12 protein-coding genes are annotated in these 12,208 nt (G+C 40.2%); 2 read left to right on the top strand and 10 right to left on the bottom strand.

What is annotated here, in order from left to right:
• Positions 1 to 194: 194 nt before the first annotated feature.
• From M3085_RS09985 to M3085_RS09950, 8 genes are all read right to left on the bottom strand, one after another.
• Complete coding sequence (locus M3085_RS09985; protein ID WP_249052935.1) at positions 195 to 692, bottom strand: hypothetical protein; 498 nt, start codon at positions 690 to 692, stop codon at positions 195 to 197.
• Positions 693 to 709: 17 nt separating this feature from the next.
• Positions 710 to 1,240: a hypothetical protein gene (locus M3085_RS09980; RefSeq protein WP_249052934.1), complete on the bottom strand. Its 531-nt coding sequence runs from the start codon at positions 1,238 to 1,240 to the stop codon at positions 710 to 712.
• Between the two features lie 7 nt (positions 1,241 to 1,247).
• The gene (locus tag M3085_RS09975; RefSeq protein ID WP_249052933.1) at positions 1,248 to 2,450 is read right to left on the bottom strand and encodes a hypothetical protein; all 1,203 of its coding nucleotides are present in this window, start codon (positions 2,448 to 2,450) and stop codon (positions 1,248 to 1,250) included.
• A gap of 23 nt (positions 2,451 to 2,473) precedes the next feature.
• The gene (locus M3085_RS09970) at positions 2,474 to 4,327 is read right to left on the bottom strand and encodes a WG repeat-containing protein (RefSeq protein ID WP_249052932.1); all 1,854 of its coding nucleotides are present in this window, start codon (positions 4,325 to 4,327) and stop codon (positions 2,474 to 2,476) included.
• A 10-nt stretch (positions 4,328 to 4,337) separates the two neighbouring features.
• Positions 4,338 to 5,270 carry a hypothetical protein gene (locus tag M3085_RS09965; RefSeq protein WP_249052931.1) on the bottom strand — a complete coding sequence of 311 codons (933 nt, stop codon included), beginning with the start codon at positions 5,268 to 5,270 and terminating at the stop codon, positions 4,338 to 4,340.
• Between the two features lie 16 nt (positions 5,271 to 5,286).
• Positions 5,287 to 6,243: a DUF6175 family protein gene (locus tag M3085_RS09960; RefSeq protein WP_249052930.1), complete on the bottom strand. Its 957-nt coding sequence runs from the start codon at positions 6,241 to 6,243 to the stop codon at positions 5,287 to 5,289.
• Between the two features lie 6 nt (positions 6,244 to 6,249).
• Positions 6,250 to 6,675: a hypothetical protein gene (locus tag M3085_RS09955; RefSeq protein WP_249052929.1), complete on the bottom strand. Its 426-nt coding sequence runs from the start codon at positions 6,673 to 6,675 to the stop codon at positions 6,250 to 6,252.
• Between the two features lie 77 nt (positions 6,676 to 6,752).
• Positions 6,753 to 7,226: a hypothetical protein gene (locus tag M3085_RS09950; RefSeq protein ID WP_249052928.1), complete on the bottom strand. Its 474-nt coding sequence runs from the start codon at positions 7,224 to 7,226 to the stop codon at positions 6,753 to 6,755.
• A gap of 383 nt (positions 7,227 to 7,609) precedes the next feature.
• Here M3085_RS09950 and M3085_RS09945 point away from each other — a divergent pair, with 383 nt between their 5' ends.
• On the top strand, positions 7,610 to 8,620 hold the full coding sequence (locus tag M3085_RS09945; protein WP_249052927.1) for a M20 family metallopeptidase: 1,011 nt from the start codon (positions 7,610 to 7,612) through the stop codon (positions 8,618 to 8,620).
• Between the two features lie 16 nt (positions 8,621 to 8,636).
• A complete protein-coding gene (locus M3085_RS09940) occupies positions 8,637 to 9,062 on the top strand; it encodes a SufE family protein (protein WP_178255584.1) in 426 nt (141 codons plus the stop codon).
• Positions 9,063 to 9,139: 77 nt separating this feature from the next.
• Here M3085_RS09940 and M3085_RS09935 read toward each other — a convergent pair whose 3' ends face one another.
• Positions 9,140 to 9,709 (bottom strand): hypothetical protein, encoded by a 570-nt coding sequence (locus M3085_RS09935; protein WP_249052926.1) that lies wholly within the window; start codon positions 9,707 to 9,709, stop codon positions 9,140 to 9,142.
• A 10-nt stretch (positions 9,710 to 9,719) separates the two neighbouring features.
• Positions 9,720 to 11,990, bottom strand: coding sequence for a GH92 family glycosyl hydrolase (locus M3085_RS09930; protein ID WP_262921563.1), 2,271 nt, complete (start codon positions 11,988 to 11,990; stop codon positions 9,720 to 9,722).
• Positions 11,991 to 12,208 lie beyond the last annotated feature (218 nt).

Raw genomic sequence — 12,208 nt, 5'->3', positions numbered from 1 at the left:
GTTACTCATCCCATGAGGTAGCGTCGACTATTTCTATTCGGAAGACTTGGTTGCTCTCCGAATAGAAATTTTCATGCCTCAAACCGGATATGAGCAGCATTCAAATACTCAAATAAAATAACAGCGATAGCCTGCATTTCAACATACAAACTATCGCTGTAAAGTGAATACTATTTATAATTTCTCAAATCCAATTAAAACAAAAAGCCAATGCGAGCAGCATGATAGTTAGCAGTATAATCTACATATTTATAATCATAACTATCACCATCACCACTTTGATGGTTGAAAACATAACCAATATAAACATGCTTCGTAAGGTTAATACCTGCACCAACTTCAAAACACACATCGCCTGATTCTCCTTCAACCCAATAGCCGTATCCGCATCTTGCTATCACATAAGCTGACATTCCTGCAAATTCGGGAGAAGTCAAATGAATACCTGTCATTACCTGTGGCGTGATTGTACTTCCCAATTCTTCAGGACATCCTACTGCCTTCACTGTAAGCACATCCCAACTTACATTCGGATGGAAATTTGTTTGCCAGCGAAGCCCAAAATCAACAGCGGTCATACCGTTTCCACCCACACCCAATTCTATACCAAACTGATGTTTCTTCTCCACATATTGCGCATTAATCATCAACACGCACAATAACATTCCTACTAAAACTAAAAATCTCTTCATATAAACAACTATTTACATTAAAATACAAATCCCACTCTCAAACCGTTAAACTTATATTTTCCGGACAACCCTCCGCCAAAGTTTATTTTCTGCATATTGAACACATAGCCTACGATTAAAGTATTGGTAAGATGGACACCTACGTTAAATTCTGTAGCCAATCCGCCCTCTTCCGTCCAAAAATCATGACCATAACCCAACCTGACACCTAAATAGCCGGCTATATCTTCATAAATAGAAGGTGTCTTTCCACGCAAACCTATCATAGCCTGTAATACATTCGGTCCTAAACCTTCTCCATCAACCATTTGTCCGATATAATTCACGCCAATCAAGTCAATTCCCACAAAACGATGAACATTATACTGGTAACGTACTCCTCCTGAAAACCCTACGCTTCCATTTACGTCTGACATTTTTCCTACTCCAAGATCAATGCCCCACTGGTTTCTTTTCATCTCCGAACCGCCATCGTCTGAAAACCAACTTTGAGCAAAACCCACTGATGACACACACAACATCAGCAACGAAATGATAAAATGTTTCATAGTTATTTTATTTAATTTCACGAATCAACATACCGGGATAAAAATCACGTCCGCTTATTTTCTTAAACGTAGTGTACTTCAAATCAGAGCCAGAAGCTCCCTCTTCTAAAGCCATGTATCGGTTATCCCGGATCATGCCGGCTACCGGTTTGATTTCTCCTACCTTTTTATATTTAACTTTATTATCTTCTATCACTGTTTCCAGCACTTCAAAACGCGAATCTTCCGTAATCCCTTCTTTCATCCCTATATCAGCACACAGAGGTTCGGTACTGACAAGAGGAGTCTTTACCTTAAATGCTTCAAAGTTTTTCTGAAGCGAAGCGATGTTTTCGTCAATTGCACGCTGACAGGCTTTACGAATCATTTGCTCCGGTTCGTCTAAATTCACCCCGATAAACGATACATTTTTTCCGCTGCTTTTTTGGCTGCCAACATATTTCAAATGAAACTTGCCGCGATTATTTTCAAACGCATTTTTCTTAGCCTCATCAGGAACAGAACAGTAATAATCTTTATAAAAAGTCATAGCAGTTTCTTCATCCCATACTAACTGATATAAATGCGTATTGACATTTACTTTGAAACCTTTAAGCGTTTCCATCATACTACCCATCGAATCGCCCAAGTCAGAAAAAGTATTTCCGCCAGTCGCTATATCGGCTATCATGCCTAATGTACGTAATCCGATTCCTAACGCCTTACCTGTTTTTTCCCTATCAACGTAACGTATATCGTTTACCACTAAAAAAGTATTATTGATAAGATCTTCTCCGGCATCTTCCAACATGGCAATGCCTCGCTGAGAACGTGAAGCCAATTCCTTATCGAACTCATTTGCATCATACAAACCACGGCTTTTTACCAAATCAACGTTACATACCCCTGTAAAAGGGTCACGTTCGAACCAACGTGCTACCAAACGAGAAGCTATGCCGTTATTTTCAATAAACCTTTGAACAACCTCCGTATCTTTCAACTTGGTATCCATTGAAACAACCCTCACTGAAAGATTATGATCATTGTATTTCTCAGGTGTAGGAATCTGAAGAAATACATCGCTGATTTCTTTGGCAAACTTCTGATCATCGTGATTAATCAACAAACTATATAAAGAACTGCGACGGTAATCCATTGTAACAGAATCTTTTTGCGCAAAAGATGAAATAAAATACAATGCCGCAACAAAAAATAAAATAATCTTTTTCATAAAGTGTAAGCTGGTTTATATTATTAATAATCCCACTTCATACTCGGTATGATATCTATGATTCGATAAGAATTAACAGAAGGGTCTTCATAAATATTCAAACGGTAGGCATCTGTTTCAGTAAGTGATGATTTTCCTAATGATTTCATATATTCTTCTGCACGTTTCAACCGCATAGGGTTGGCTAACTGACAAGGGACAATAACATTTCCTTTTACATCAATCATACCATATCTGCCATTTTGAGCTACAATAGCTTTTCCATCCTCAAAATTAAAGGCATCATCAAAACCTTGTTCAAACGCCAGACTTTTTGCTTTCCTATTATAACAAAACCATAATTCTTCTTTCTCACCCCATATCAAATCAGGTTCGGTACAAGTAATGATTTTCAAGTCATCCCAATCAAAAGGTAGCACGATTTGGTTGGTTTTATCAATGATTCCCCATTTTCCCTTGTCGTCAAGGGCACATGCCCATCCGTATTTGAATATATTTAATTGCGAATAAACAAACGGTATCACTTCTGTTCCCGTTTTATCTACCGCACCCCACTTTCCGGCTTTTGACACACTTAACAAACCATCGCCGAAATATTTATTCGCATTATCATATTCAAAAGGTATCACTGCTTTTCCTGTATTGTCTATAACGCCGAACTTCTCATTTTTATTCTGCACAATACATAATCCGTCTTCAAACCTCATTGCCGCAAGAAAGTATTCCGTAATTTTTTTACCAGACTTATCCGCAAAATAAATGCCTTTGCCATCTGCCTTTTGGATTTTGGCAACTCCGTTCCGGTAAGATTCCAAAACCTCACCATCTTCATATCCTTTAAAGAAACCAGATTGTATATTATAATATCCGGATATAATTTTCTTTCTGCTCTTTTTTCGAACCATCGCGATGCCTTCCGACGGACAATAGATATCGTTAAATTCTTTTTCAGAAATAACAATACCACCAACAGAAGCATCCACAACACCAACTTTCAACGCATTTTTACCAAAATATAAATAATTACTATCTACATAAATTTCCATATTCCGGTATGCTTCTCTCAAAGAATCAGCACTATCTTTGGTTTGCGCCGTACTAATAAATGAATCCAATATATTTCGAGGATTATAAAGTTTACTCAAAGGTCTTTGTAATGAATATTTGTTATAAATATCCGATACTGAGGCACTATTATCAACTTGGAACCCGTTTTTATATTTCCAATTATAAAAATATCCTACCGTACCATACCGAGGTTCTAATACGATTCGCCCATCTTGGTTTACAATTCCATATTTGGCATTTTCCAACTTACCACTGGCTTTATTAATTTTTCCGGATGCTGCAAACCAAGCATGACCAAATTTATCGGGAAGTCCTACTGCTATATATACAGGTTCTAACAAAAACTCCATGCGTTCGTTTACCAAACCATATTTTTTACCTTTCAATACATAAGTAATACCATTTTCAAATTCACCAATTTCATCATATTCAGGTTTCAGTATTTCTTCTCCTTTTTTATTTAAGAATCCCCATTTCTCACCTTTCAATATTCCATCTTTATAAGAACCTCCCACTGCCACACGACAATATGTTCCGGTAAACGGAAGTATCAAAGTATATTTTATCTTACCTACTGTTTTGCCTTTCGCATTAATAAAACCATACTTGCCTCCCTTTTTCACTTTGGCTATTCCTTCTTCAAAAGGACCGGCTTCATCGTATTTATAAGAAATTACTTTTTTCCCTTGTTCATCTACATAACCAAATTTCCCTTTCTCGTTTGCCTGAGGCATCAAATTTTGTGCATGTAAACCAGCAGCAATAAGAAAAATTCCCAATAATAACAAAAAACGATATGCTGTTCTCATATTAAAACATTTATTTCATCCATAAAATATTTGTGGTTTTAGGCTGCTGACCTTTCCCGTAAGCTGTACCTACTGCCCGTGCTGCTTCAATGATTTGTTTACGGATTTCTATCTGGTCATTATATTTTTGACGCATTTGGAAATCCCAATCATCTTTCACTTTAGCTTTTACTTCTTTGTAAAGCGACATGGCTTCATCATAACATGACGCATCGGGTTCTAACTGATTCAAGATTTCTCCCACCTGTTTTGCTCCATATTTATCAGGATGTGCAGCCCATGCCGTACGAGCCTCCATCAATAAACGGTCACAATTATAGTTAATATACTTACGATAAACCTCTTCTAATTTATCTGATACCATATTATAACCTTCACAACATGTGGGCACTGCTGTCAATAAAAACAAAGCACGCTCATGATTACGTAATTGAACAGCACGTTCGGCTTCTTTCAATATATTTCTATATTCTGTGTTATAATAATCCAAGATGTGTTTTTTCCCCTCGGAAAGGAACGCCACTATTTCAGCGTTATTTTTGTTTAATGACCGAAAAGCATTCAAATAGGCACGCTCACGACTTTCGCCCACTCCACGGATTTCCATTGATGTATGACTGAATATTTTTTCTCCCCAATCATCACCAATATAAAGATTTAACGATAAAGTCAAAGCTGTTCTAACTGGAGCACCGGGAACAACTTCTTCATAAATAGGCAACGCTTTAGCTGCAACAAAGAATTGAGAATAATCACCCGACGCACTGATTCCGTCACTGGTTACAGCCGAACATAATTTATTCACCAAATATTTATTGGCAGCGGCCGGGGCACCACCTTTTTCACTAAGCGCCACAGCCATCAAGTGTATTTCACAATCTTGTGCAAAAAGATGTATAATCCCTAAACAAGAAAGCAAGACGAATGATAAAATAGCTTTCATACTACATCGTTTTATATTATTTTTCACCAATTACCAATATAGCTTTGCCAAGCCCTTTAGTCAACAATTTACATTCCACATTATACGGAGCCTTACGAAGAAAACGTCTCAAATCATTAGCAAAATTACGTGTGTCCATAGGTCTCCCTTTTTCATTATACAAAGGAATACGGACTTGTTCAAGCAACATGTGGTTCTCTGTTGCATCCGACAAGTTATAACGGTGTTCCATCGTGTTGTTATACATCCATTCGTCTATGATATCTGTCAACATCTCACCGTCAAACTCAGATTCCAAATTTGTTCCCAAACCATTATCAAACACTTGCACTTCTACCGTTACCTCACGCCCGTTAACCATTAAATCGTCAAAATGAGCTTGCAGTTGTGAAGCGAAATTATCCATGTTGTTCAATACCGCTTCTTCCAACAAAACCGGAGTCTCGGCAGACAAAGAGGGTTCTCCTGTCCCGGTAGCAGCAGCAACCTGCTTATTAGTATAGGCATCTATACCACGCAGTGTATATGTAACCGAACGTTTTGGTCCCGTTGTATTAATTTTCCAAACCAATTCTATCAGAATGTCTGCTTTAGCACGATTCAACAATTTTTCATAAGGGGTTTCGGCAAGCAAAGCACCCGATGTTGAGCTGGTTAACATTTCATTTTCGGCAGCAGATTGTTCCAAATCGCGAATAGTAGAAGACAAATCTTTCAACGGAAATCCTCGTTCTGCCATCAGTTCACCGATTTTTGTAATGACATTTAACAAATCAATATCATTTTGCAAAGCCGCTTTATAATCGGGAACATCTTTTTTTATTCCCTGATTCATATAAGATGTCATGTAGTTATTATTCGAACACCACGCATCGGCAGGAATTACCATGATAGTAGGTTTCTTTACTTGAGCTAAAGCTGTACTTCCTATAAAAAAGAAAACACAAAAAATACTATAAAAAAATGATTTCATATTGCATTATTTTTTAATGATATTATCTGTTATCAATTTTCTCTCCAAATTGGCTCTTAACACACGTACTACCACAGCATAAGAATCACGTGTTTTACTTTCTGCCTTTACGCCCGAACCCATTTTGGTTGCGTCCATCTTCAAAAATTTTTCATACTCGCCTCCATCACGAAAAAAGTCATTGAAATAGCTCTCATACTTTTCTTTCGCATTCACCTCAAAAACTAATGGTTTCAAATTACATTGCCCAATACGTATTCCGCTAAATATCACATCGTATACAGCTTGTCTTTTCGCTTTCTCCATGGCCTCGGAACGAGAAGAACCTTGCCCCCATGCACGAAGAACCACACTGCCGTCCATCTCATTGCCCATACATTCTGTATCAAACGTATAAAAAGCATGAACCGATGGCGACTTACATCCACTCATGATAAAACTTATCAATAGTACTGAACAGATTATACAAAACTTAGCTTTCATTATTCCATGTATTTAATTTGATTCTTTTAAAAGCCTGCGCCTAATGATTTTATAACTCCGGCTTGTTCTAAATCTTTACGCAACTGGTCTTTCAATACCGAAATTGTAGCACCTATACGATATTGCTTTTTAGCCATTTTTATAATTTCATATTGTGAAGTAACCATATCTGCATAATTCTTATAAGTCCCTTCTTCGCTAAAAAAAGGTTCAAAAAAATCTGAATGTTGTTGTTCTGCAAGTGGGCTTCCCGCCAACGCTTTTTGCCGAAGCCTAGAATTTTCCCCAGCGAATCCTTTAAATAATACACCATGAACAGCACATTTTTTCAGCAAATCTATATCGGGTTTGTTTTTCTTTGAAATAACATACACCTTTACCAAATATGTACCTTGTGCACCACTTCCAGCTCCCATGATTTCATACTCTAAAGGTTCTGCTGCAAATGCCAATGAAAACGTAAAAAATAAAATAAACGACAAGCAATAGTTCAATTTCATACCACTACAATTAATATTATAAAATTTTATGCAAATATCTAATATAAAAAATTGAATCACTTGTCGAAATAACAATATTTTAAAAAGAGTGACCATTTAATAAATATACAAAACAAGTAGAATTAATTTACAAGCTATTTAAAGTATGAAATACCAACTCGATTAAAAGAAACTAAAAATCCATGCGGTAACATTCTGTCGTCTGTCAGTACGCCTTTATTCATTGATGATGAAATAAAATACTGAAAAAGAGACAGAAACAAGAGGTTAAAACACCAATATTTCTTACAGCGGCATCAAAGATTTAACCGACTGCAAACATTCATATAAAAATTTGACTACCTTTGCAGGCAAAGCTAACTTATTTATATAGACAGAACGCCATGAATTTTTTAAGAAACACGTTGGTTACTACCGTATTGCTCACCGGTACAGCACTGATTTCTTGCGGAAACAGTTCGAAGAAAGACAGTGGCTCAAGCGAAGAAACGACCGAAAACGAAACGATTATTACAGCTCCTGCTTTTTCTTCCGACAGTGCTTATCAGTATATAGCCGATCAGGTAGCTTTCGGACCGCGCGTGCCAAATACTCCGGCGCATAAAGCGTGTGGGGATTATCTGGCAAAACAGCTTGAAAGATTCGGGGCAAAGGTGTATAACCAGTCTGCCGACTTGATAGCTTACGATGGTACGATTTTAAAAGCACGGAATATCGTGGGAGTATATAATCCTGAAAACAAGAAGCGTGTGTTGCTTTGCGCACATTGGGACAGCCGCCCGTATGCCGACCAAGACAAGGAAGAGAATCACCACCGTGCGATAGATGGGGCTAATGATGGGGCAAGCGGTGTGGGCGTATTGCTGGAAATTGCCCGTCAGATTCAGATGCAAGCTCCCGCAATAGGGATAGACATTGCTTTCTTCGATGCGGAAGATTACGGTATTCCGGAGTTTTACGAGGGCAGCTATAAACAGGATACGTGGTGTTTGGGTTCGCAATATTGGGGACGCATTCCGCACGTTACCGACTACAAGGCGCGTTTCGGGATTCTGCTTGACATGGTAGGCGGAAAAAATGCAACTTTCTATTACGAAGGTTATTCGAGCCGTACCGCAAACCGTGCCATGAAGAAAATCTGGAAGATGGCGGAACGTTTAGGATTCAGCAATTACTTCATAAAGAAAGATGGAGGAGAGGTTACCGACGACCACGTGTATGTAAACCAGTTACGACAATTTCCATGCGTAGACATTATCCATTACGACAGTGAAGGAAATACCGGCTTCAATCCTACATGGCATACGTTAAACGATAATCTTGAGCACATTGATAAATCAACGCTCCAAGCTGTAGGACAAACAGTGATGGGAGTCATTTATAACGAAAAATAATTTATTCTATCTGACAATGAAAACGATAAACGAATTACAAGATGAAGTTATCGAGGAGTTCAGCGACTTCGATGACTGGATGGATAAATATCAGTTGCTGATTGACTTGGGTAACGAACAAGAACCGCTCGACCCGAAATATAAAACAGAACAAAACCTGATAGACGGTTGCCAAAGCCGCGTATGGCTTCAGGCGGATTACATAGACGGAAACGTGGTATTTCAAGCCGAGAGCGACGCGCTGATAGTAAAAGGCATCATTGCCTTGCTTATCAAGGTGGTGTCGGGGCACACGCCGGACGAGATACTGAATTCCGACCTTTATTTCATTGAAAAAATAGGTTTAAAAGAACATTTGTCGCCCACGCGCAGCAACGGATTGCTGGCTATGGTAAAGCAAATTCGAATGTATGCTTTGGCTTTCAAGGCAAAACAAGGATAAAACGATAATCGCTGTTGTTTCCGGCTCTCTGAAAAACAACAGCGATTTTGGTTTGCTTTATACGATAAAAAAGCGTATTACTTGAGTTTTGTATATACAGCCGAAGGATGCTCTACCTGCCAGTTAATATTCAATGGATTATTCTGCATCCGCCATACGATGGGCAAACCTTCGTTATCCAATATCCACATCTCTCCGCCTTCGTTTTGGTCTACACAATGAAGCAACGGGAAACCTAACGCTTTGCTCTCTTTGTCTTTTAAAACGTAGGTTGTTTTATTGAATTGAAACATTCCTTGCTGTTTCAATTCCTTATAAGCCTTGCGAGACAAGACATACGCGGTTTCTTCGGGTACCAACAAACAGTTTACTCCGTCTTCGGGCTGAAGGAAACAGAGGCTGCTGCCTTGTTCTCTGCCTGCGGGTGTGGTGATGTAACTGCCCGACTGCCAGCGCAGGTTACGCAAAATCTTCCAGTTCAGATATAGCGTATCTTGCTTTTCATGAAATGCCATCTGATATTTCCGGGTCTGTCCGTGTAGCTTAAAAACAAACAGCAATGTGTCTGGCATCACATTCTGCGCTGCCCAACAACCCATACTTGCTCCCATTGCCAACCATAATAACAGAATATATTTTCTCATCATTCTTTTTTGTTTAATTGTTCAACCCTAATTCGTTTCCCCATGCTCCGGGACGGTCTCCCATAACCAACACCAATTCACCGCCAGCCATTAAGTCTTTATGGCGCAAAGCCGAATACGGATAATCTTTGCCGTTGAGAGTAACAGACTGAATATAACAGTTCGTATCCGATAAGTTCCGGGCTATGATTTTAAATTGCTTTCTGTTGCTCAAATAGAAAGTGGTCTCCTCCAATAACGGAGCATGGATAAGGTAATAATCTTGTCCGGCGTTGGGGTACAAGCCTATCATGTGGAAAGCCAACCATGAAGACATGGCACCTGAATCGTCATTACCGGGCAACCCCATCGGAGTGTCATTATAATTATCGGCGATGATTTGACGGATACGTTCACCGCTTCGCCACGGTTTCCCTATCCAATGGTAGAGGCAAGGAGTAAGGAATGAAGGCTCATTGTTGACATTGAAGAAGCCATCGTCGAAAAAGATATCCAGACGTTTTTCAAACGCTTCGCTGCCTCCGCATTGCGCTATCAGCCCCGGAACATCGTGCGGAATACTGAGCGAATACTCCCATGAACTGGCTTCATAGAAAAACATATCCCACCACGGTGTGTACCACGGACCTTCAAACGTAACAGGTGTATAAGTAAACGTAGGTTTCTGCAACTTTGAATTTCCGAACGGTAATTGGTCGAGCCAGTTTCCGTCGGCATCGCGGGGCATGATAAATCCTTTTACTCCGGCATGTTCGTAATCGCTGCGCCATAAGTTTTTCCAGTTGCCGGATTGTTTCAGATACTCCTGATACAAGTCTTCTTTACCCAATCCGCGGGCTACCTGAGCGATGGCGTAATCGCAATATGAGTATTCTATTGTACGGTTTCCGGCACGCGGAATCCCGTAAGGTATGTATCCCAATTCTCTGTAAGGCACTAAACCGCCTCTTCCTTCGGCTTCCTCATTGCCTCCGGGCGGAACAGTGGCATCTTTCAACATGGCTTGCAGTGCCTGTTCATAATCTATCCCTCTCAGCCCTTTAACGAAAGCATCGGCAATTACGATTTCTGCGTTCGAACCGCCCTGCGTCCGCCCGTTGCAGTTTCCGCTACGGGCATCGGGCATATATCCGTCTCGTTTATAAATATTTACCAACGAGCGTATGATATCTACTTCCCGCTGCGGATCGATAAGCGTAATCAGAGGAGAAGAAGTACGATACGTATCCCAAATAGCATAGAAATCATCGTAATAAGGTTCAGGGTCGTTCCACAGCGGATTTTCACCCGTTCGGTCGACAGGCATCAACATGGTGTGATACAAGGCTGTGTAAAACATCCTTTTCTGTGCTTCGGGAGTACGGGGAGATATTTGGATGGTACGGAACAGTTGTTCCCACTGACGTACCAAATCACGGCGTACGGTTTCAAACGACCAATGCGGTATGTTGGCATGTGCGTTTACCTGAGCACGGCGTGAACTGATAAAAGAAATACCTACTTTTACTTGTACCACCGTATCCGAGTCGGCAAAACGCAGCAACGCACCTGTTTTTTCGTACGAATCATACTGATATGCATCATTCGTAATGCGGTCTCCTTTCCATGTGGCCGACTTGACGAACGGTTTATCCGTTTCAGCATAAAAATACACAGTATAAGCACGTCCGTTATTCCACCCGCCTCGTATGCGTGTATAACCTGCCACTTCCCGGTCGGAAAGGATTTCAATCTCCGACCCTACGAATTGCTGTGCTTCGCGGGCATCGGGTACAGGACTTTCGCCCAAAAAGAATCCGGCATCGATGGCGAGCGATTTCAAAGAATCTGCAGGATAAGTAAAACGATAAAAAGAAGCTCGCATGGCAGTAGTTATCTCGGTACGAATACCGCTCTGCTTAAAGCGTGTATCGTAATATCCCAACCGGATGTTCTCGTATTCCCGATAATCGATGTGTTCTGTTCTGTCCATCCCTGACCCGAAAGGAGTTATCAACACATTGCCATACTTGGGTCCGCCTCCTGTTCCGCTAACATGTACCTGCGCGAATCCGTTGACCTGTTCAGGCATGGGCAACCATCCGCTATTGGGATGAACCGTACAGTCGGGCGAGGGCTTCACCATCCCGAACGGACAGGAAGGACCGACAAACACACGCCCTAACCCTTCAGAGCCGATACGCGGATCGACATACTCCGATAACAATTCACCTTGAAATGTTTGTGCCGACATCGAAGTCAGCAACATCCCAAACAACGCAACCAAAACATAAAATTTCCTCATGACATCTTATTCTGTGTATAAAAACAAAAGCTGTGTCAAGAGGAACATAGCGTACCGCTTAACACAGCTCTAAAATATACTTTTTCCCGGAAATAAACAACCCATACGGATGATTAATCACAACCATCGGTGGGTTATCATCCGAATAGTACATTTCTGTTTCAAAAAACTACCGCATAAACCATATAAAACTACCGCATGAGTTCAGGTAAACATGC

This window comes from Bacteroides caecicola (assembly GCF_023337095.1).
Taxonomy (GTDB): domain Bacteria; phylum Bacteroidota; class Bacteroidia; order Bacteroidales; family Bacteroidaceae; genus Phocaeicola; species Phocaeicola gallinarum.
The sequence above is the reverse complement of the archived record's forward strand: the minus strand, read 5'-3'. Positions and strand labels throughout refer to the sequence as shown.